Below are 22139 nucleotides of genomic sequence, written 5' to 3'. Positions count from 1 at the left end.
TTTGCCCTCTGCCAGCATCCGCCTATGAAGCGGTCCGGAGTTTGAGGGAGAATACCATGAAGTCGAGCATCGCCTCCGTCCTGGCGCTGGTCTTTGCCAGCCAGGCCGCATTTGCCCAGGACCCGGAACCCAGCCCCAATCCGGTCGAAGAGCAGGAGGTCGATGCTTCGCAGGAAGGCGGGCCGAAGGAAGGCTCCGGCATGGCGGTGCAGGCCGCGCCCGCGACGCCCGCTGCGGCGAATGGCGACGACGACGGCTGGGACGTAACCAGCCCGCGCGGCGCGACCATCCGGCAGGTCGCGATCGACACCGACGAAGGCACCTGGATGGATGTCGACGTCTCGCCCGACGGGCGGACCATCGCCTTCTCGCTCCTGGGCGACATCTACACCATGCCGATTTCCGGCGGCACGCCGACGCGGATTGCCGAGGGGATGGCCTGGGAAGTGCAGCCGCGCTTTTCGCCCGACGGGCGCCGGATCGCCTTCACCTCGGACCGCGGCGGCGGCGACAACGTCTGGGTGATGAACGCGGACGGTTCGGACAAGAAGCAGGTGACCAAGGAAGACTTCCGCCTGCTCAACCAGCCCGACTGGTCGCCCGACGGCAAGTATATCGTCGCCAAGAAGCACTTCACGACGCAGCGCAGCGCCGGGACGGGCGAAATCTGGCTCTACCACCCCTCGGGCGGCGGCGGCGTGAAGCTGGTCGCGCGGGCCAGCGAAGCGCTGCAGAAAGAACTCGGCGAGCCGATCTACTCGCCCGATGGCGAGGCCGTCTATTACACGCGCAATGTCACCGGCGGGCCGATCTTCGAATATGCGCAGGATTCGACGCAGGGCACCTTCGCGATCGAGCGATACGACCTGGCGACGACCGAAGTCACCACCGCAGCCAGCGGTTTCGGCGGCGCGGTGCGTCCGACCCCTTCGCCCGACGGCAAGTCGCTGGCCTTCATCCGCCGCGACAAGGACCGGACCGAGCTGTGGGTCAAGCAGCTCGACACCGGCGTCGAGCGCATGGTCTATGGCGATCTCGATCTCGACATGCAGGAAACCTGGGCGGTCTACGGCTTCTATCCACGGATGGACTGGACGCCCGACAGCCGCAGCATCGTCGCCTGGGCAGGCGGCAAGATCCGCCGCATCGCCGCCGATGGCAGCGGCGCGAGCGTCATCCCCTTTCGTGTGAGCGACACCCGCGGCGTCTCGGATGCGCCCCATCCGGTCATCCCGGTGGGCGAGGACAGCTTCACCGCGAAGATCCCGCGCTTCGCCAGCGTTTCGCCCGAAGGCCGGACCGTCGTGTTCGAAAGTCTCGGCAAGCTCTACAGCAAGCCGCTGGCCGGCGGCGAACCGCGCCGCCTGTTCTCCGATGGCGGCGACGCGCTGGAGCTGTGGCCCAGCTGGTCGCGCGACGGTAAGCGGCTGGCCTTCGTGCGCTGGACCGATGCCGGTCTCGGCCAGATCATGGTTGCCGACGCCACTGGCCGCAACGCGCGTGCGGTCACGGCGATGCGCGGCCACTATGCCTTGCCGCAGTTTTCACCCGATGGCAGCACGATCGTGTTCGAGAAGCGTTCGGGCGGCTATCTTACCTCGCCGGAGTATTCCGAGAACGAGGGCGTCTATGCAGTCCCGGCCAGCGGTGGCACCCCGCGCCTGATCGCACGCGATACCTCCGAACCGCAATTCGGTGCTTCGAACGACCGCGTGTTCATGCTCGGCCGGTCGGACGGCAAACTGCAGTTGCTGTCGGCCGACCTCGATGGCGACAAGCGCCAGGTCCATGCCGAGGGTGAGCTGGTGAGCGGCTACAGCGTCAGCCCGCGCGGCGACCTGCTGGCCTTCCGCGAAAATTACGAAGCCTTTGTCACGCCGCTCTTGCCCGGCGGGCAGGCGGTGACGCTTGGCGAGAAAGCAAGCTCGCTCCCCGTGACCCGCGCCAGCAAGGGCGGGGCCGACTATGTCGGCTGGACCGACGGCGGCAGCACGCTGACCTGGTCGATGGGGCCGACGCTCTACCGCGCGACCACGGCGGCGATGTTCGCCAATGCGCCGCAGGGCAAGGACGCGCCAAAGTTCGAGCCGCCGGTAACGGGCATCTCGCTCGCACGCACGATCCGCGCGGACAAGCCGACTGGGACCGTGGCGCTCACCGGGGCGCGTATCCTGACGATGGCGGACGGGGGCGCCGGCGCAATCGAAAACGGCACGATCGTTGTCGAAGGTGACCGCATTATCGCGGTTGGCCCGGCGTCGAGCGTCAGCGTTCCTTCCGGCGCCACGGTCATCGACGCGAGCGGCAAGACGATCATGCCCGGTCTGGTCGATGCGCATGCGCATGGCGCGCAGGGGCAGGGCGACCTCGTCCCGCAGCAGAACTGGTCGCTGGTGCAGAACCTCGCGCTCGGCACCACGACGATCCACGATCCCTCCTCCAGCGCGAGCATGATCTTCGCCGCGTCGGAGCGGCAGCGGGCAGGCTCGCTGCTGGCCCCGCGCATCTTCTCGACCGGCGAGATCATCTACGGCGCCAAGGCCCCCTCGGTCTATGCCCGGATCGACGGGTACGAGGATGCGCTCGGCCATGTCCGCCGGATCAAGGCGCAGGGCGGCGTCTCGGTGAAGAACTACAACCAGCCCAGGCGCGAGCAGCGCCAGCAGGTCGTCGCGGCGGCGCGGGCGGAGAACATGCTCGTGGTGGCCGAGGGCGGGTCGCTGTTCGGGATGGACATGAACCTGATCGCCGACGGCAATTCGACGGTCGAGCACAATGTGCCGGTCGAGCATTTCTACGAGGATGTGCTGCAGTTCTGGGGCGGTTCGCAGACCAACAACACGCCGACGCTGGTGGTGACCTACGGCGGCCTTGCGGGCGATCCCTATTGGCGGCAGGCGACCGACGTGTTCGACAACCCGCTGATGGTCCACACCCCGCCGCGCCAACTGATCGCGGAGACCGCGCGGCGTGTGACCGCGCCCGACTGGGCCTTCGTCGACGACGATGCGGCGCGCGAGGCGAAGAAGCTTGCGCAGCGCGGCGTGAAGATCAGCATCGGCGCACACGGCCAGCAGGCGGGCATCGGCTCGCATTGGGAGCTGTGGAGCTTCGTGCGCGGCGGCATGACGCCGGTCGAGGCATTGCGCGCGGGGACGCTCACTTCGGCGGAATCGCTCGGGATGGCGCGCGATATCGGCAGCCTCGAGGTCGGCAAGCTGGCCGACCTGCTGGTGCTGTCGGCGGACCCGAGCGCCGATATCCGCAATTCGGACAAGATCGAGCGCGTGATGCTCGGCGGCCGGCTCTACGATGCGCGGACCATGAACGAGGTAGAGACCGGCAGCGAGCAGCGCCTTCCCTATTGGTGGGAATGAAGCGGAACGCGGGCGGTGCGCGTGGCGCGCCGCCCGTCGCGTTAGCCTGACCGCCTAGCCGGCGCGCACTTCGGCGAAGAAGCTCTGCATCTTCTGGCGCAGGGTTTCGGCCTGCGTCTCGAGCGATTCGGCGGACGTCAGCACCTGGCTCGCCGCTGCGCCGGTCGACAGCGAGGTCTCGCGGACTTGCGAGATGCTGCCGGAAACCTCTTCGGTCGAACGGGCGGCAAGATCGATACTGCGCGCAAGGTCCTGCCCGGCGACGGACTGCTGGTCCACCGCACTGGCGATCGAGACCGCGGTTGTTTCGAGTTCGCGGATCTGGCTCACGATCGAGCGTAGCGCACCGACGCTGGCGCCGGTCGAATCCTGCATTTCGCGGATCTGCTCGGCGATTTCCTCTGTCGCGCGGCTGGTCTGTGCGGCAAGTTCCTTCACCTCGCTCGCCACGACGGCGAAGCCGCGGCCCGCTTCGCCGCCGCGAGCGGCTTCGATGGAGGCATTGAGGGCGAGGAGGTTGGTGCGCTTGGCGATCGACTGGATCAGCTCGACGATAGCGCCGACCTGCTCTGCCGAAGTTGCCAGTGCGGAAATCGTGTCGTCGGCCCCCGTCGCCGTTTCGGTGGCCTTGCGGGCGAGTTCCGCCGAATGCGAGGCCTGGCGACTGATCTCGCCGATCGACATGGCGAATTCGTCCGACGCGGCCGCTGCAGCGGTCGCGCCGTTGGAGGCCTGCTGCATCGAATGGATGACCTGCTGCGCCTGGTTCGTCGCCTGGTTCGCAGTCGCCGCCATGCCGGCAGCGGTCGTCTTGAGCTGGCTCGAAGCTGCCGCCACGCTAGCCGCGACCTCACCGACGTTCGCATCGAGCGTCGCGGCGAGCTGGATCAACTCCGCCTTGCGTTTCTCCGTCGCTCCCTGGCGCGAGGCAAACAGTTCGTCGAGCTTGATGCCGGACTTGGTGAAGATTTCGAGCGCACGGGCAAGATCGCCGATCTCGTCGACCCGGTCTGTCCCCGTCAATTCGATGTCGCGCGCGCCCCTTGCGAGGCGGGTCATTTCGCGGCTGATATGGCTGTAGGGCGCGATCACGCGCTTGCGAATGAACTGGAGCGCGACAAGGCTTACAGGAACGCTGAAACCGGCGATGGCGATGATCACCATCATCGCGGAGCGGCTGCTTTCCGGGACGAAGAGCCCCCAGGCTGCCATTGCGCCTATGACGGTCAGTCCGCCGACCGACATGATGGAAGCGAGAACCGCTTTCTCGTCCAAGGTCTTGCCCATGAACCAGGCCCCGATCCCGGACACCTGGTCGTCCTGCGAGCTGGACACCACGGCCACTTCGTCGATCTCGCGGATCATGTCCTGCACCAGGAAATTCATCGGAGCATTCATCGAGCCCGTCCCCGTTAAGTTCGTGATAACCGTAACGGGTAATTGCTTGAAATAGGGTTAAGCGGAGCGGACTTCCTGGAGGAATGCCTCGACCTGGTCCTGCAGGCGGCCTGCCTGTGCTCCCAGCTCATTGCTCGAGGCCAGCACCTGGTTTGCGGCAGCACCCGCGGCCAGAGAGGTTTCGCGGACCTGGTCGATACTGCCCGACACCTCCCCGCTCGCGCGCGCGGCGATATCGATGCTGCGCGCAAGGTCCTGCCCGGCGACGGACTGCTGGTCGACCGCGCTGGCGATCGAGATGGCAGTGGTTTCAAGCTCGTGGATCTGGCCGACGATAGAGCGGAGCGCGCCGACGCTTGCGCCCGTCGAATCCTGCATGGTGCGGATCTGGTCGGCAACGTCCTCGGTGGCACGGCTGGTCTGGGCGGCGAGTTCCTTTACCTCGCTGGCGACAACCGCGAAGCCGCGACCCGCTTCTCCGCCGCGCGCGGCTTCGATCGAGGCGTTGAGGGCAAGTAGGTTGGTGCGCTTGGCGATCGACTGGATCAACTCGACGATCTGCCCGACCTGGTCGGCCGCGCTGGCAAGACCGGAGATCGTTTCGTCGGCGCTCGATGCGGTTTCAGTCGCGCGGCGTGCGAGTTCGGCGGAATGCGAAGCCTGGCGGCTGATCTCTCCGATCGACATGGCGAATTCGTCCGACGCAGCCGCGGCTGCGGTGGTGCCCGCAGAGGCCTGTTCCATCGACATCGCAACGATTTCCGCCTGGCCGGCGGTCAGCTGGGCTGCATCCGCCATCGTTCCGGCAGTGGATTGGAGCTGGGCCGAGGCGGAGGCCACGCTGCCGACGACTTCGCCGACCGTCCGTTCGAAGCGATCCGCCACGAGCAGCATTTCCTTGCCGCGTTCGGCCCGCAGTCTTGCGCGCTCTTCCGACAAGCGCTCGAATTCGCGGGCCGATTGCGCGAACACCTCGAATGACCGGGCGAGTTCGCCGATCTCGTCATGGCGGTAGGTGCCCGGAATATGCATGTCCTTTTCGCCAGCCGCGAGCCGCGTGGCGACGTCGGTGATCCGGCCTAGCGTCCCGGACAGGTCGCGCGCGATATAGCGGTAGCTGCCGTAAACGAGTGCCGCTCCGACCACGCAGGCGGTCAAGAACATCCCGAACAGCGCCATGATGCCGCGCTTGGCGTTGCTATCGGCTTCTGCGCCGATGGCGACCAGTTCTTCGCGCAACAGGCGGCTCTGTTCGACGATCCCCTCGCCTTCGACATAGACGCTGTCCGAAAATGCCTGCCACTGGGCCGGCGTCCCGCGCGAACTTTGTGCGGCGGCGACGCGCGACGATAGGGCGGCTAGTCGGCTTTCGAGTTGATCGACGGTGCCGATTTCCGCAGGCGCGAAACCGCGCACGCCCTGGCCTACTTCCCGCAGCGAACGGTCGGCCGATTTCAGCGATTCCTGCGCGGTGAGCAGGTCATTACGGTCACCCGACACGGCATAATGCTGCACGAAGAGCCGGGCCTCGCTGACGTCGGCCAGCATATGCGCTGCATCGAGCGTCGTCTCGGAAAGCGCCATGCGCTTCTCCCGCAATTCGACCGCATAGGATCCTCCGCCAAGGATCGCGGCGAGGATCGCCACAATCGCAAGGATGTTGATCGTGCTGATGGCCCGCAGTTTCTCGCTGAAGGGTTTGGCATACATCCATCCCTTGAGCCCGCGCGGGGCAGCGGTGGCCTGATCGTCCTTCCATTGATCGAAGTCCACGCTTTCGTGTGCGGGCAAGCCGATGTCCGAGGGCGCGATCTCGCTTTCGGCGACGACGCCGTTCACCATGTCCGAAAGTGCGCTCATGCGACCTTGGAGTCCTTCATCTTACGGGTCAGTGCGACATCGACCGGATGGCCGAGATGCGCCGGGATTTCGCTGGCGGGCATGGCCTTGAAGTAGAGCCAGCCCTGGATCTGGTCGCAGCCCGCGGCGCGGACCATATCGGCCTGCTCCTGCGTCTCGACGCCCTCGGCCGTCACGCCCATCTTCATGGCGCGCGCCACGGTGATGCTCGACAACATCATCGCGCGGCTGCCATCATCCTCGCTCGCCTGTACCACGAGGCTGCGATCCAGCTTGAGCTTCTCGAAGCGGAACTGGCGCAGGAAGCCGATCGACGCATAGCCGGTACCGAAGTCGTCGAGCGCCACCTTGACGCCGAAGCCGCGGATCAGGGCGAGGCTGCGCTCGGCAACGATGGGATCGAGCACGAGGCAGGTTTCGGTGATTTCCAGTTCGAGGCGTTCCGGATCGAAGCCGGTTTCTTCCAGGATATGGCCGAGCTGGATGGGGAATTCGGGATTCCGCAATTGTGCGGCGGAAATGTTGACCGAAAGCGTGATGTCATCCCAGTCGAGCGCATCGCAGCAGGCCTGGCGCAGGACCCACAGCCCGATCGCGTTGATCAGCCCGCTTTCCTCGGCGACGGGAATGAAGATATTGGGTCCCACCGGCTTGCCGTCGGGCCGTTCCCAGCGCAGCAGGCATTCGACTGCAACGACCCGGCGGGTATTGCTGTCGACGAGCGGCTGGTAGTTGAGCCGGAATTCGTTATTGGCCAGCGCGCTGCGCAGTTCGTCGTCCATCTCCTTGAGCTGCTCGCGGCTCTTGTCGAAGGCGGTGTTAAACCAGGTGCAACGCATCTTGCCGCCGCGCTTGGAGACATACATCGCCACATCCGAGCGGCGGAGCAGTTCCGAAGAGGGCAGCTTTTCGCCCGGCGCACTGCGCGCGAGACCGATGCTGGCACCCAGCGTGAGGCGCCGGTCCTCGACCTTGACGGGCTTGGCGAGCCGTTCGACGATCCTTCGGCAGAGCCCTTCCAGCAGCGTGCCGGCAACCGGGCCCGCCACCATGATGGCATATTCGTCGCCGCCCAAACGGTAGATCCGTGCTTCGCCATCCGCCATGTCGACGAAAATCCGCGAACATTCGCGGATTGCCGCGTCGCCGACGAAATGGCCGTAGTGGTCGTTGACCAGTTTGAAGCCGTCGAGATCGAGCAGGGCAAGCGCGATCTCCTCTCCGTTGATTCCTTCGCGCTGGAGGTCGCGGTGAAGCGCGCGGCGGTTTGGCAGCATGGTCAGGCTGTCGCTGTTGCTGAGCAACTCGACCTGGCGCAGATGGCGCAGGCCCTTGATAGCGAGCAACACGACGGCAATTGCGAAGGCGAGGGAGCCGGCTCCGAGCACAGCCATAGGATTGGCGAAGCCCATGCGGCTAGAGGCGATGGTGAGCACGAAGGTCGAAAGGAAAATGGCCGCGAGGACGACGATCGGGCCGAATATCACGGCCCTGTTCCCGCCTGCTGCCTCAACCTTCCGTAATTTCACCTGTACCCCCGCATGAGACCGGTCTTCTCGTTCGAGCCTGAGGGCATAGAGGCGAATCGCTAAGGAACGGTGAAGGGGCGGTTTACCCTGATCTTAAAGCGCTTTCGGGGCGCCCGGCTTTTTAGACAGCCGATGCGCGGCGCGGTATCTGGGAAACCCGTGCCACGACCGAGGCCGGCTTGTAGATCGAGGAACCCCACTCGGACGCTTCGAAGCGGTCGGTCTGGCCCACGACCGACTCGCCCGCGCCCAGCATCAGCCAACCGTCGGACGCGGTGGCGCTGGCCACTCGGTCGAACACGGTACGACGCGTCTGCGGGTCGAAATAGAGCAGCACGTTGCGGCACAGGACCAGGTCGAACCGGCCCGGACTGGGCGGGAAATCCAGGATGCTGTGCTGCTGGAAACGGGTCATCGAGCAAATCCGGTCGCTGGCCTGCCAGCCGCGGGGCGTTTCGCTGAAGAAGTTCAGCATCTGGGCGACACTGATGCCGCGCTGGATTTCGAACTGGGTGTAGCAGCCGGTCTTGGCCGTCGCGATCGCCTTGCCCGAGATATCGGTGCCGAGGATGTCGATCTCCCAGTCCTGCCAGCGACCGGGCTGTTCGCAGAACAGCATGGCAAGGCTCAGCGCTTCCTGCCCGGTCGAGCAGCCTGCCGACCAGATCGAGAGCTTCTTGGTGGCCTGCCGCTTCCTGGCGAGGTCCGGTAGGACCTGATTGGCCAACGTCATGAAATAGACGTGGTCGCGAAAGAAGTAGGTTTCGTTGTTCAGCAGCGCCTCCACCACCTTGGTGGCGAGGTGGTGTTCGCCCGGCCGTTCGAGGAGGCAGGCGAGCTGGTCCACATTGTCGATGCCGAATTCGCGGAACAGGCCTGCCAGCGCGGTCGAAATCCGCCAGCGGCGATTTTCCGTCAGGTGCTGTCCCGTGCGCTGCTCAAGCAGGTCGGCGATGATACGGTGAGAGGCGTCGTCTACGCCCATGCGCCAGCTCCCGCGCTGGCAAGTACCTTCTCGGCGAGTTCCTCCGGCGGCAGGACGGCGGCGGCGATGCCCATTTCGGTGACCGCGCGCGGCATGCCCCAGACGGCGCAGGTTTCAGCGTTCTGGGCGTAGATGGAACCGCCGGCGGCGGCGATGGCCTGCGCGCCGTCGGTGCCGTCGCGGCCCATGCCGGACAACAGCACGCCGGCCACGCGGCCTTCATAAGCTTCGGCCAGCGTTTCGAACATCGGATCGACCGAGGGCATGCAGCCGCTCTTGACCGGATGATAGGCGAGGCCGGTGACGTAGCGTGTGCCCGACTTGCGGACGACCATGTGGCCGTGGCCGGGCGCGATGACGATCTTGCCACGGGTCAGCTCGACGCCCTCGTCGGCCAGCACGGCTTCGCGGTCGGCCGCCATTTCCATCTGCTTTGCGAAGACGGGAATGAAGCTGTCGGGCAGGTGCTGGGTGATGAGGATCGGTAGGTCGAAGGACTTGGGCACCTTGCGCAGGAACAGGTTGAGCGCATGGATGCCGCCGGTCGAGGCACCGATCGCGACGACCTGTGGTTGCTTGCTCGCCCTAGACGCGGCCGGGGCAGGACGGGCCGGTTTGGCCGGTTCGGCGTCGACACCGGCGAGCGCGCGGATCTTGCCCAGCAGCGAGGCGCGATAGTCGTCGTTGAAACCGCCCGGGCGCGGCTTGAGCATGGTGTCGGCAGCGCCCAGCGAGAGCGCGCGGACCGTATGTTCGGCACCGTCGGCGGTCAGCGAGGAAATGACGAGCACCTGCACGCCTGGCGCAGCCTGCTGGATCTTGGGCAGCGCCTCGATCCCGCCCATGCCGGGCATTTCGAGGTCGAGCATGATTACGTCGACGTCGTGCTGGCGCAGCTCTTCCAGCCCGCGTTCCGCCGTATTGGCGGTGGCGACGAGGGTGATGTCGTTCTCGCTCTGAAGCATGCGGCTGAAGACGGTCCGCACGGTCAGCGAATCGTCGACGATCAGCACCCGCACCTTGCGCTTGGCGGAGGTGTCAGGTGCGATCGCCTGGGGTTTGAGGACTGCGCTCATGCCGGCGCTCCTCAGGCCATGCCGACAAGCTGGAGCTTGATCTGCAGCGTTTCGTGATCGAACGGCTTCATCACGTATTCGTCCGCCCCGGCGCTGATCGCCTCGCGGATGTGGGCGACGTCGTTTTCGGTGGTGCAGAACACCACCTTGGGCTTGTCGCCGCCCTCGCGCTGGCGCAGCTGGGTGATGAATTCGATGCCGGTCATGACCGGCATGTTCCAGTCGAGCAGGACCACGTCGGGCATGGTCTCCATGCAGCGTTCAAGGCCCTCCTGGCCGTTCTCGGCTTCCTCGACAGTGAAGCCGAGCGTCTCGAGGATGTGGCGCGACACCTTGCGGATGACACGCGAGTCGTCGACGATCAGGCAGGTTTTCATGGTAGTGGACCTCGTATGTTTCGGGCGATGTATAAGGCCCGATGCGTAACTATTCGCTTAAGCCGCCTCTTCGAGCGGACCGGCAATCAGGGCTTCGACATCGATGAGGAGGGTGGGGCCGGTTTCGGTTTCGACCATGCCGCGCGCGGCGCGCTGCCAGCCGGGGCCGAAACCGCCGGGCACCGCGACCGGCTCGCTGCTCGCTTCACCGACATCATAGGCGGCATCCACAAGCAGTGCGTAGAGGTGGCCTTCGATCTCGACGACAGCCGCGCGCTGGTCCGGCTGGTCACCGGCACTTTCGAGCCCGAGCGCAAGCGAGCAGTCGATCACGGTCAGCGCCTGGCTGCGCAGCGCGGTAAGGCCGCGGATGAAATCGGGCGTGCGCGGGATCGGCGTGATCTCGTCGACCTCGATCACCGACTGGACGTCGCTCGCCGGGATCGCGGCCTGGCGACCGGCGATGAGGCACTGGAGTAGCAACTGGGTCATGCGGTCCTCCCGAAACGGGCCTGTTTGAGCGCGGCGAGCAAGCCGTCGCGATCGTAGCGGTAGATGGTTTCGGCATCCTCGCCGACGCCCTCGGGTTCCTGGCGCAGGCGGATGACGCTGCGCGCCGGGCCGGCAGGCACGTCGGCCTGTTCGGCGAGAAGGATGGCGACATCCGCGTCCTCGTCCCCGTCGCTGGCGACGCGGTAACCGGCCGCCTCGACGAGGGGGCCGAGGATGGTCCGGGCCCAGTCGCTGTCGGCCGGAATGCGGCAGGTGAGCGGCTGTTCGGTGCGGCGCGGGGCATGATGCCGGGCGAACAGCGTGTGGCCGTCGATGACCGGGATCGGGGCATCATCGATCAGCGTGACACCCTCGATCAGCGGATCGTCGTGCGACGGGATGATTTCGCCTTCCATCTCGGCAGCGTCGAGCACCTCGCCCACGGCGTAGACCACTTCGTTCTCGCCGTCGGACAGGCGGAGCAAGCGGCAGCGTTCTTCGCTCAGCTCGCCGTATTCGAGGCCGACCAGCGGGAAGATCGAGCCGTCGATAACCGCCTGCATGCGGCGTCCGTCGATATCGATCGCCTCGCGCGAGACGGTGTCGATCCGGCGGACCATTTCGAGCCGGACCGCGCGGCGACGACCGTCGAGACCGGCGAACAGCATGATCGGAACGGTCTTGCGGCGCGCTTCGACCCTTTCCTCCTCGACGACCGGAGCCGCGCTACGGCCTTCGTTCATCAGCAGGCGGCTGGTGGCTATGCTCGGCAGGTCGAGCAGCATCATCGGCCTTCCGTCGTCGAGCAGCGTCGTACCGGCGTAAAGCCGGGTTTCCATGACCGCAGGGGCGATCGGCTTGACCACGACGTCCTCGTGATCGAACACCCGGTCGACGGCCAGCGCGAAGACCTCCTCGTTGGCGAGGCGGATCAGGACCAGCGTCTTGTCCTCCCACTCGATATCCTCATTGGCCTCGGTGCCGAGGATATCGCCGAGCGCAAGGCAGGGGACGCGCTTGCCACGGAAGGTGACGAGGCGGCGCTCGCCCGCTTCGGCGAATTCGACATTGCTGCTCGAACCGAAGACGATTTCCTCGACATAGCTGCGCGGGATGGCATAGCGCTGGCCGCTGGAGCCCACGGTAAGCGCGGCTATGATGCTGAGGGTGAGGGGCAGCTTGAGGTGGAAACTGGTGCCTTCGCCCGGCTTGCTGACGAGGTCGATCGATCCTCCGACGCGTTCGATATTGGCGCGCACCACGTCCATCCCGACGCCGCGACCGGAGACCGAGCTTACCGTGTCCGCGGTCGACAGGCCGGCGTGGAAGATCAGGTGCTGCTTGCGGCGATCCGACATGCGGTCGATCTCGGCCCGCGAATAGATGCCGGCGGCGACCGCCTTTTCGGCCAGCCGCACGGTATCGATGCCGCGGCCGTCGTCGGAAATCACTAGGCTGATCTGGTTGCCCGACTGGCGCGCTGCGAAGCGGAGCAGGCCGATCTCGCGCTTGCCTTTTTTAAGGCGTTCGCCCGGGCCTTCGATCCCGTGATCGATGGCATTGCGGATGATGTGGGTCAGCGGATCGCGAACCATTTCGATCATCTCGCGATCGAGTTCGACCTCGCCGCCTTCGAAATCGACCATCACCTGCTTGCCGAGTTCGGTGGACAGGTCGCGCACCAGGCGCGGGAGCGAGCTGAACAGGTGCTCGAGCCGCTGCATGCGCATGCGGGTGATCGCGGTGCGGACATCGGCGAGGATGGTGGAGAGACGGTCGAACGGACCGTCGATGGTCGGCTGCTCGCCCGCTTCGCGCAGGCGGCGCGCGAGGTCGTTGCGCGCGAGGACCATGTCGGACACGCCCTTCATCACCTCGTCGAGCAGGTCGACGGGCAGGCGGATCGAGCGCTGGACCGGGTTTGCACGCGCGGCCTTGGGTGCGGCTTCGTCGCTCGTGTCCTCATTGGCGGTCACGGTTTCGCGGGGGGCATCCTGCATCGCCGCGCTCGCGACCTCGAAATCTTCGCCCGGCTGGAGCGCGGCGATCAGCTGGTCGTCGCCGCCTTCGGGGAAGTCTTCGCCGGCTTCGATGGCATCGGTCATTTCGCTGATCCGGTCGATGATCGCGAGCACGGCTGACACGAGCGCGCTGTCGGGCTCGCGCCGCCCGGCACGGCATTCCGACAGGGCATCTTCGGCGGCGTGGCTGAGCTTTTCGAGGCGCGGGAAATCGAAGAAACCGCAGTTTCCCTTGACCGTGTGGACGAAGCGGAAAATTGTGTCGAGGCGGGCCTTGTCCGAAGGATCGGCTTCCCAGGCGACGATTTCGCCCCCGCTCGCTTCCAGCATTTCACGCGTTTCGGCGACAAAATCCGCCAGAAGATCATCCATTGCATCGGCCCCTGATACGATCGGGGGTCAGCTATGCCCGAAGATGGTTAACGAATGGTTTGGGGCTCGGGCGTGTTTTCGGAGTGTGCGCGCAGCACCCGCCAGGCGAGCCAGGCGGCCAGCAAGCCGCCCAGCACATTGGCCGCAAGCTCGGCGGCATAGATCGCGTCCGGGCCCCATGCGCCGCGCAGCAGCCAGGCGAAGGGGAGCATCACCAGGAACACCCGCGCAAAGCTCTGGCCCAGCGCATAGCGCGCCTTGTCGACCGCGTTCATCGCGCCGTTGGCGACGATCAGCACGCCGAAGCCGGCATAGCCCCAGACCGAGATGGCGAGGTAGCGCGAGAATTGCTCGATCACGGCGGGATCGTCGGTGAAGAAATCCGCAAACCAATCCCCGAAGGCATAGAGCATGATGGCGACGACGAGGCCGTAGCCGATGCAGAACAGCGCCGCCTCGCGCATGGCCTCGCGCGAGCGACCGGGCATGCCTGCGCCCCAGTTCTGGCCGACGATGGCACCGATCGATCCCGACAGCGCCAGCAGCGGCACGACCGCGAAGCTCTGCAGACGCCCGGCGGCGCCGAAGCCCGCCACCGCCGCCTCGCCCTGGCTTGCAAGCAGCGCGGTGAGGACCGACAGGCCGATGGGGTTGATCGCGTTGGAGAAGGCGGCCGGCCCGGCGACACTGAGGATCGCCTTGGCGGATTCGCCCCAGCGACACTGGCGGATGAGCGCAGGATGGATTTTGAGGGTGCTGCGCCCGATCAGCCAAAGCGCCATCACGATCGCGATGGCCCAGCCCGCGAGCGTGGCATAGGCGGCGCCCGCGACACCGAAGCCTTCGAAGCCGCCGATGCCGGTGATCAGCAGCGGATCGAGCACCCAGTTCGCGACCGAGTAGGTCAGCGAGACATAGCTCGTCGCCTTCGCCTCTCCCTGCCCGCGCAATATGCCGTTGAGCGCCATCTGAACGAGCAGAAGCACCATGCCGAGCGCATAGGGCCGCATGTATTCGCGGATCAGCGGCAACAGGGCCTCGGGTGCCTGCATCAGCCGGAATAGCGCATCGAGCAGGAGATAGAGCGCCAGGGCCAGCGCGATGCCGATACCGAGCGCGAACACCGCGCCGAAATTGGCGCGGCGCTCCGCCCGATCGCGATCGCCTTCGCCGAGCGCGCGGGCGATCACCGAGTTGATGCCCACCATCACCCCCACGCCGAGGCTGGAAAGCGCGATGGTAATCGGGAAGATGAAGCTCACTGCCGCCAGTTCCTGCGATCCGAGCTGGCCGATGAAATAGGCGTCGATGAGGCCGACCGACATGATCGCCGCGACGCCGATGATCATCGGGGCGGTCTGGGTCACGAGATGGCCGCGAACGCTTCCGCGCGTCAGTTTGGCCGTCTCGCTCATCGCCGCCTCGCCTAGCTGCGCGAGAGGCGCTTGCCTAGCGGGGATTGCGGGCACCGCTTCGCTTGCACGGCAGGCGCAATGCGATAGGACGGGGGCATGAGGCGCGCCCCCGCATGACCAGCATGACCGTCAACGGCAAGCCCGTGCGTTTCCGCATGGAGCCGGACACGCCGCTGCTATGGGCGCTGCGCGATGCGGCCAACCTCACCGGCACGAAATACGGCTGCGGGGAGGGCGATTGCGGCGCCTGCATGGTGCATGTCGACGGCGAGGCGCTGCGCAGCTGCCTGATCACCATCGCCGAGGCGGAGGGGCGCTACATCACCACGATCGAAGGGCTCGGCCGCGACCGCTCGCATCCGGTGCAGCAGGCCATGGTGGCGGAGCAGGCGATCCAGTGCGGCTTCTGCACGCCGGGAATCGTGATGGCGGCGAGCGCGCTGCTGGCAAAGAATGCCGCGCCGAGCGAAACCGAGATCAGGGCGGCGATCCCCAATTTGTGCCGCTGCGGCGTCTACCCGCGGCTCGTCCGCGCGATCGAGCGGGCCGGCCGGGTCGCCCGGCGTCAGGAGCGGATCAGCGCCGCGCCCGTGCCGGGTATCAGCGCCGAGGACGCCGCGCAGGATGTCCCCGCGATCAGCGCCCCCGACGAATCCAACGACTAGAGTTCGAAGCGCACACCCAGCTTGGCCGTCAGCGGCTTGCCCGGCTGGATGTTGTTGTCGCCATGCGCGCTCGGATAGTAATCCTCGTCGAACAGGTTCTCGACATTGAGCTGCAGGCTGATCCGGTCGTTCACCGTGTAGAAGGCAGCGGCATCGACGCGGGTGTATGACGGCAGCACCACCTCGTTGCTATAGCTGGCGAACTGGCTCGACTGGTGGACCACGCCGAGGCCCAGGCCGAAATTGTCGGTGAAGTCGTATCGACCCCACGCGCCGACCTGGTGCTCGGGCATCTGCTGCAGCTCGGTGCCGATCCCGGCCGAGTTCGTATCGGAACGCACTTCGCCATCGAGATAGGTGTAGCCAAGGTTCACATGCAGCTGGTCGGTCAGCGATCCGGCGAGGCCCGCCTCGAAGCCCTGCACACGGGTCTCGCCGGTCTGGAGCACGAGGTTCGTCACCGGATCGGTAAAGGCGGTGTCCTTGCGATCGAGGCGGAAGACGGCCGCGGTCAGCAGCAGGTCGGCACGCGGCGCATATTTGATGCCCGCTTCGAGCGTCTCGAAGCTTTCCGGCTCGAGATTGATCGAGCTGCCGCTGAGCACGGTGAACTGGTCGCCCGCGGACGGCAGGAAGCTTTCCGAATAGGCGGCGTAAAGCGACAGGTTCGGCTGCGGCTTCACGATCACGCCGAGGCGCGGGCTGATCTTGTCGTCCTTGCGCGAGGCGGCGAAATCGTTGCCGATATCGTAGCTTTCCAGATCGAACTCGTCATAGCGGGCACCGACGATGACCTGCAGCCAGTCGGCGAGGTCGACCTGGTCCTGGATGTAGAACGACAGGGTCGACAGTTCCGAGGTGGAGGCGCGGGTGAAGCTGGTCGTGAACGCCGGGATGAAGATGGTGTCGGCTAGATCGACGTCCGGATCCGCCAGCGTCGCGCCGAACCGGTCTGCGTCGGTATTCTGGCGCGAAGCCTCGACCCCGAGCAGCAGCGTGTGGCCGATGCTGCCGGTCTTGCCTTCCCAGACGAGGTTCGCCTGGCCGATCAGGTTCTCGCGCACCGTGCCGCTCTCGTAGCCGCCCAGCGCGACGGTGTCGGCCACGCCGTCATTGTCCGTGTCGAGCGCTTCCGAAGGGACGATGTTCGAATAGAACTTGTCGTAATGCGCGTATTGCACGGTCGCATTCGCCGACAGGCCGCCACCGAAATCGTGATCGAGCCGGGCGCGGGCGATATGCGCTTCGACCTCGCTGAAATTGTAGTCCGGATCGCCGAAGAAGGTCTCGTCGTAGCCTTCGACAGGAAGGCCGAGGAAAGCGGGAATGCCGCGATCGACGACGCGCTCGTCATTGTCGTAGGTATAGCTGAGCACGAGGTCGGTCGCAGCGCCCAGTGCGACGGTTGCGGTCGGGCTGAAACCGATGAAGCGGCCTTCGTATACGTCGCGGTGGTTGGCGAATTCCTCGTAGGTGCCATTGAGGCGCAGCGCCACGGTGTCGCCTGCCGGGATGCCGACGTCGCCCGCGATACTGAAAGCACCGTGGGTGTCGACGCTGGCCGCGCCGATCACGCGGCTGTCGCCGATGATCGCCTTCTTGCTGACGCGGTTGATCGCCCCGCCGCCCGCACCGCGGCCGAAGATCAGCGCATTGGCGCCCTTGAGCACTTCGACGCGCTCGATGTTGTAGAGCGGGCGATAGTATTGCGCGTCGTCGCGCAAGCCGTCGATGAAGAAGTCGGCGGTGGTTTCCTGGCCGCGGATGAAGACTTCGTCGCGGTGACCTTCGCCGGTTTCCATGCTGACGCCGGGCACAAACCGCAGCGCTTCGTTGAGCGAGGTGACGTTCTGGTCGTCGAGCTGGTCGCGGGTGATGGTGGTCACGGCCTGTGGTACGTCGATCAGCGGAGTCGGCGTCTTGGTCGCGGTCGAGCCGTCGTCATTGCCGTAACCGTCGCGGTCGCCGGTTACGACGATGTCGCTCGGCAGGTAGTCGCGTTCGGGCTGGGCGTCTTCGGCCTGCGCGGGTGCGCCGAAAGTGGCGAGCGTGGTGCCGATCAGTAGGGCGGCACGAGCGGAAACGATCCTCATGAAACTTGGACTTTCTAATCTTGCGAATGATTCTCAATTGCTGGCTGCGTGCTATTGCGAACCATTCTCATTCGCAAGCGGAAACCGCATCCCGGCCCGTGAAAAAATCGCAAGAGCAGCTTTCACTGATCGCAACAGTCGCTTAAGCCGCGCGGGAAACAAGGAGAGCCCGAGATGAAAGCGACGATCTGGCACAACCCGAAATGCGGCACCTCGCGCAAGACGCTCGCGATCCTGGAAAACCTGTCAAAGGTCGATGTGACGGTGGTCGAATATCTCAAGGATCCGCCGAGCAAGGCAAAGCTCGCGCAGCTCTATAAAGATGCCGGGATCACTCCGAACGAAGGCTTGCGCATTCGCGGTACCGATGCGGAGGAACGCGACCTGCCAGCCGCTTCGGCTGATGCGGTTCTCGAAGCGATGGTGGCGGACCCGATCCTGATCGAAAGGCCGTTAGTGGAGACCGAGAAGGGTGTGCGTCTGTGTCGTCCGCAGGATAAGGTCTTGGAAATCCTCTAGCGACGGTCGCGCGTCAGCAGGCTGTCTTTCTGCAGCGACGCCCAGCCATAGGCGAACACGATCAGGCAGAGCGCCACGATCAGCCCGAACCCCGTCCAGTCCGAATGGCCGTATAGCCACACGCCGAGCGCCGGGGCGTAGATGAAGCTCGCGCCGGCAACGGAGGCAGTCACGCCCGAGGCCTGCCCCTGCTCCGCCCGCGTCACGGCGAGCGACGTGCCCGAGGTGTTGCCGGGGCGGAACAGGCCAAAGCCGAGCGACGCGATCGCATAGGCCAGCGCGATCGAGTGCAGATCGTCCGCGAAGCCCAGAAAGATCACGCCGAAAGCAGAGATGGCTATCCCGGACAGGCTCGCCGCGCGCGGCCCCAGGTTGAAGCGCGGGATCAGGCCCCATTGGGCGAGCAAGGTCGCGATGGCGCCGCTCATCAGGACGAGGCCGACCGGCCCGGTACCCTCCGCAGGCGTATCGCGCAGGCCAAGGCGGTCGAGCACGAGGAAGCCCGAAATGCCAAGCACCATGGCCTGTGCATGTCCGCCCAGCAGGCCGCAAATCACCCAGGGTCGCAGCCGCGGTTCGAACCACCGCAGCTTGTGCGGTTCGACCTGCTCTTCGTCCTTCTCCTCGTCGTCTTCGGCCATCTCGGACGTCGGGCTGCCCGAATAGGGCGCATCATAGGCCTTCCCGCGCGCGGGAAATTGCGGCTCGTCGTTCGGGAGCCGCCAGCGGAGGGCGATCAGCGTCAAGACGCCAATGGCGGAAAAGATCAGGAAGGGTCCGGTAAGCCCGACGCCCGGCAACACCATCAGCGGTGCTAGCGCAGGGCCGATCACCGTGCCGAGGCCGAAGCTCGAGGCGATGAGGGACAGCGCCTGCGTCCGTTCTGATCGCGGGGTGCGACTTGCTACGTAGGCCTGCACCGCAGGCGGGGCAGCGCTGCCGAAACCGCCGTACAAGCTGCGCGCCACGGCAAACAGCAACAGCGCCCAGAACGCGGTGAGATAGCCCGACAGGCCGAACCATAGCATCAGACCGCAGAGGGAAAAGCTGGCGATGAAGCCGACCAGTCCCAGCGCCATCATCGCCTTGCGCCCGCGCCGGTCGGAACGTTCGGCCCAGAACGGCGCGCAGACGACCCAGAGCAGGGCGGACCAGCTGTAGGCGAGGCTGATCCACACGTCGTTTATCTGCAGCGCGGTTCCGATCGATGGCATCACCGATTGCATCGCGGTGTTGCCCGCGGCAGTGGTCAGCATCACCGCGAACAGCAGCGCCATGCGCTCGCGCGAAATGGCCCGCGGCCTGGCGGGGGGAGGGGGCGCTATCGCCTGCGAAGGCTCGACATCGGCCATGGACAAGTCGCTAGGCCGCGCTCCTTCGGCTTGCAATGGAAAGAACGTGCTGCCAAACCGTCGCCTCCCTTTCCGCTGGTCGCCGCGAGTATTCGATTTGTCTTCCGAAAACAGTGTTGGCGTAATTGATCGCCCGTCGTTCAAGCGCAAGGCTGCAAGGGTCTTCGGCCAGTGGGGGGTGTTCTTCCGCGGTTTCCTCGAACATCCCAAGATGGTCGGATCGATCATCCCGTCCTCGCGCTTCACCATCGAGAAGATGCTCGCGCCGGTGAAATGGGACGAATGCGACGTGTTCGTCGAATACGGCCCCGGCGTCGGCACCTTCTGCCAGCCGGTGCTCGACCGCTTGCGGCGCGACGGCATGCTGATCGTGATCGACACCAACCCGCTCTACATCGACTACCTGCGCAAGCATTTCACCGACAGCCGTTTTCACGCGGTTCACGGCTCGGCCGCCGATGTCGAGGATATCGTAAAGGCGCATGGCGCGGACCATGCCGATTACGTGCTGTCGGGCCTGCCGTTCTCGACCCTGCCCGACGGCGTTGGCCCCGCCATTGCGGCAGCGACCTATCGCGTTATTCGCCCCGGCGGCGCATTCCTGGTCTACCAGTTCTCGGCCAGGGCGCGCGACTTCATGGCGAAGCATTTCGAGCGGATCGACAGCGGTTTCGAGGCGCTGAACGTGCTCCCCTGCCAGCTGTTCTGGGGCTGGAAGGAACCGATGGCCTGATCAGTCGTGATGGATCGGCGGCACGCTCGGGGTCGCGCGTTCGAGCCGCCGGAACTGGCGATGCACCGCGGCGAGGACCGCTGTCGCCAGGGTCACGACGCCGGTGACGGCCGCAGCCGAGACCAGGGCCGATCCCACCTCTTCCGTCGTCGGGCCGCCGAGCGAGAGCAGCAGGCCGGTCACCAGCATCACCACCGCCAGGACGACGGAGGCACCTACCGCCAGCAGCAGGTAGAACGCCAGCAGGCGGCCGCCCTGGCCCCTGGTCAGCGCCCATGAGCTGCGCAGCGCCTTGAACGGGTTCCATTCCCCTTCCACCGCAACGATCGGCAGGACGAGCGAGAAACGGGTGAAGAGATAGAGCGCGAGACCGAGACTGAAGACAGTCGCGACGAAGGCCAGTGCCCCCAGCCCGGTAAGGCTGGCGACCGAAACGATCAGCAGGACGATGAAATTGACACCCAGCGACTGCAGCACGAGCGCCAGCCAGGCGGGCAGGAACGCCTTGCCGCCGATCCCGATTGCCTCGCCCACGGTCGGGCTGGTGCGGCTGCCGAGCAGGGCGAGCATGGCAAGCTGGCCGATCGTCACGACGACCGCGGCGATGGCGAAGGCCCACCAGGTCTTGGCGTAAAAGGCGTTCATCGCCTCCATCGCCACTTCGAGGCCGGCATTGTCGGGCAGCTCGGGCATCTCGGCGATCGCAGGCAGGACGACCAGCAGCAGCGCGTAGGGCAGGAACACGAATATTCCGCCGATGGCCGACAGCAAGCCGGAATTATCGCCGGCATAGCGCTTCGCATCGCGCCAAGCCGTATCGAGATCGAATTTCATGCGTCAGGCTCTCCTTGCCCCTTGATAAGCGGTGCGGCAGGCGCCACGCAATCGCCGATGTCGATTCCGCCCCCCGAAAGCATCGAATGGCGCGCCGAGGCCGGCCAGGTCGCCTATCGCGAGGCGCTCTCCGCGATGGAAGAACGCAACCGCGCCATTTCCGAAGGCACGGCAAGCGAGATGATCTGGCTGCTCGAGCATCCGCCGGTTTACACCGCAGGCACCAGTGCCGACGGCGCCGAACTGCTCGACCCGCGCTTCGAAGTGGTCGAGGCGGGGCGCGGCGGGCGCTACACCTATCACGGGCCGGGCCAGCGGATCGGCTATGTCCTGCTCGACCTCAAGGAGCGGGGCCGCGACGTGCGCTGCTTCGTCCATTCGCTCGAGGGCTGGGTGATTGCAACGCTGGGCGACATCGGTGTCGAATGCTGGCGCGCCGAAGGGCGGATCGGGATCTGGACACGCGACATCGACGGACGGGAGGCGAAGATCGGCGCGATCGGCGTGCGCGTGCGGCGCTGGGTGACGATGCACGGTTTCTCGGTCAATCTCGCGCCCGATCTCACCCATTTCACCGGTATCGTGCCCTGCGGGATCGAGGAATTCGGGGTAACCAGCCTCCAGCGACTCGGGATCGACCTTGCGCCACAGGCCTTCGATGAGGCATTGCGGGCGCGCTTCGGCGATTTCCTCGAAGCGCTCCAAGGAAAGGCCTGCGCGCTGCCATGACCCGTTTCGTCTTCATTGCTGCCCCGCTGGTGCTGGGGCTTGCCGCTTGCGGGAGCGAGACTGCTGACGCGCCGGGCGAGAGTGACGATCGCGGCGCGCGCGGAGAAGTGCTCGGCGGGACGATCAGCGACGACATGATCCCGCTCGATACGCTGGAATCGCAATCACCGCCGCTGCGCCAAGCCTCCGAAACCACTGCGGACGGCTCCGACCCCGCCGCAGCAGCGCCGGACAGTGCAACCGAAGCGGACAGCGAAAGCGCGGCGGAAGCCGAAGCCCCCGCCGCGCCTGAAGAGCCGACCGCAGAGTAAG

18 protein-coding genes are annotated in these 22139 nt (G+C 65.8%); 6 read left to right on the top strand and 12 right to left on the bottom strand.

Going from position 1 to position 22139, the window contains the following annotated elements:
• Positions 1-56 precede the first annotated feature (56 nt).
• Positions 57-3377, top strand: coding sequence for an amidohydrolase family protein (locus K3172_RS13645; protein ID WP_221590916.1), 3321 nt, complete (start codon positions 57-59; stop codon positions 3375-3377).
• A 54-nt stretch (positions 3378-3431) separates the two neighbouring features.
• Here K3172_RS13645 and K3172_RS13640 read toward each other — a convergent pair whose 3' ends face one another.
• The 9 genes from K3172_RS13640 to K3172_RS13600 all read right to left on the bottom strand — a co-directional run bounded on the left by K3172_RS13640 (position 3432) and on the right by K3172_RS13600 (position 14902).
• Complete coding sequence (locus tag K3172_RS13640) at positions 3432-4775, bottom strand: methyl-accepting chemotaxis protein (protein WP_221590913.1); 1344 nt, start codon at positions 4773-4775, stop codon at positions 3432-3434.
• A 57-nt stretch (positions 4776-4832) separates the two neighbouring features.
• Entirely contained in the window at positions 4833-6635 is a 1803-nt protein-coding gene (locus K3172_RS13635) for a methyl-accepting chemotaxis protein (RefSeq protein ID WP_247718173.1), read from the bottom strand.
• Positions 6632-8122 carry a putative bifunctional diguanylate cyclase/phosphodiesterase gene (locus K3172_RS13630; RefSeq protein ID WP_345725658.1) on the bottom strand — a complete coding sequence of 497 codons (1491 nt, stop codon included), beginning with the start codon at positions 8120-8122 and terminating at the stop codon, positions 6632-6634. The genes K3172_RS13635 and K3172_RS13630 overlap by 4 nt, the downstream gene beginning before the upstream one ends.
• Before the next feature lie 163 nt (positions 8123-8285).
• Positions 8286-9149: a CheR family methyltransferase gene (locus K3172_RS13625; protein ID WP_221590911.1), complete on the bottom strand. Its 864-nt coding sequence runs from the start codon at positions 9147-9149 to the stop codon at positions 8286-8288.
• Positions 9140-10225: a chemotaxis-specific protein-glutamate methyltransferase CheB gene (cheB, locus tag K3172_RS13620; RefSeq protein WP_247718172.1), complete on the bottom strand. Its 1086-nt coding sequence runs from the start codon at positions 10223-10225 to the stop codon at positions 9140-9142. Before cheB ends, K3172_RS13625 begins: the two co-directional genes overlap by 10 nt.
• Positions 10226-10236: 11 nt before the next feature.
• Positions 10237-10602, bottom strand: a complete 366-nt coding sequence (locus tag K3172_RS13615; protein ID WP_221590909.1) for a response regulator — start codon at positions 10600-10602, stop codon at positions 10237-10239.
• 57 nt (positions 10603-10659) lie between these two features.
• Positions 10660-11094, bottom strand: a complete 435-nt coding sequence (locus K3172_RS13610) for a chemotaxis protein CheW (protein WP_221590907.1) — start codon at positions 11092-11094, stop codon at positions 10660-10662.
• Entirely contained in the window at positions 11091-13487 is a 2397-nt protein-coding gene (locus K3172_RS13605) for a chemotaxis protein CheA (protein WP_221590905.1), read from the bottom strand. The genes K3172_RS13610 and K3172_RS13605 overlap by 4 nt, the downstream gene beginning before the upstream one ends.
• 47 nt (positions 13488-13534) lie before the next feature.
• On the bottom strand, positions 13535-14902 hold the full coding sequence (locus K3172_RS13600; protein WP_221590903.1) for an MATE family efflux transporter: 1368 nt from the start codon (positions 14900-14902) through the stop codon (positions 13535-13537).
• A 113-nt stretch (positions 14903-15015) separates the two neighbouring features.
• Between K3172_RS13600 and K3172_RS13595 the strand changes: the two genes are divergently transcribed.
• The gene (locus K3172_RS13595) at positions 15016-15567 is read left to right on the top strand and encodes a (2Fe-2S)-binding protein (protein ID WP_221590902.1); all 552 of its coding nucleotides are present in this window, start codon (positions 15016-15018) and stop codon (positions 15565-15567) included.
• Here the strand turns inward: K3172_RS13595 and K3172_RS13590 are convergent.
• A complete protein-coding gene (locus K3172_RS13590; RefSeq protein ID WP_221590900.1) occupies positions 15564-17660 on the bottom strand; it encodes a TonB-dependent receptor in 2097 nt (698 codons plus the stop codon). The two genes, K3172_RS13595 and K3172_RS13590, sit on opposite strands and share 4 nt — an antisense overlap.
• A gap of 174 nt (positions 17661-17834) precedes the next feature.
• Here K3172_RS13590 and arsC point away from each other — a divergent pair, with 174 nt between their 5' ends.
• Positions 17835-18179 (top strand): arsenate reductase (glutaredoxin), encoded by a 345-nt coding sequence (gene arsC, locus K3172_RS13585; protein ID WP_221590896.1) that lies wholly within the window; start codon positions 17835-17837, stop codon positions 18177-18179.
• Here arsC and K3172_RS13580 read toward each other — a convergent pair.
• On the bottom strand, positions 18176-19531 hold the full coding sequence (locus K3172_RS13580) for an MFS transporter (RefSeq protein WP_221590894.1): 1356 nt from the start codon (positions 19529-19531) through the stop codon (positions 18176-18178). The two genes, arsC and K3172_RS13580, sit on opposite strands and share 4 nt — an antisense overlap.
• A gap of 97 nt (positions 19532-19628) precedes the next feature.
• Between K3172_RS13580 and K3172_RS13575 the strand changes: the two genes are divergently transcribed.
• Complete coding sequence (locus tag K3172_RS13575; RefSeq protein WP_247718171.1) at positions 19629-20264, top strand: class I SAM-dependent methyltransferase; 636 nt, start codon at positions 19629-19631, stop codon at positions 20262-20264.
• Here the strand turns inward: K3172_RS13575 and K3172_RS13570 are convergent, their stop codons facing one another.
• A complete protein-coding gene (locus K3172_RS13570) occupies positions 20265-21098 on the bottom strand; it encodes a glycerophosphoryl diester phosphodiesterase membrane domain-containing protein (RefSeq protein WP_221590890.1) in 834 nt (277 codons plus the stop codon).
• Between the two features lie 57 nt (positions 21099-21155).
• Here K3172_RS13570 and lipB point away from each other — a divergent pair, with 57 nt between their 5' ends.
• Entirely contained in the window at positions 21156-21827 is a 672-nt protein-coding gene (gene lipB, locus K3172_RS13565; RefSeq protein WP_221590888.1) for a lipoyl(octanoyl) transferase LipB, read from the top strand.
• Complete coding sequence (locus K3172_RS13560) at positions 21824-22138, top strand: hypothetical protein (RefSeq protein ID WP_221590886.1); 315 nt, start codon at positions 21824-21826, stop codon at positions 22136-22138. The genes lipB and K3172_RS13560 overlap by 4 nt, the downstream gene beginning before the upstream one ends.
• The last annotated feature ends 1 nt before the right edge of the window (position 22139 follow it).

The sequence above is a fragment of the Qipengyuania proteolytica genome, from assembly GCF_019711565.1.
GTDB classification, from domain to species: Bacteria; Pseudomonadota; Alphaproteobacteria; order Sphingomonadales; family Sphingomonadaceae; genus Qipengyuania; species Qipengyuania proteolytica.
This window is presented reverse-complemented; position numbering and strand designations above follow the sequence as displayed.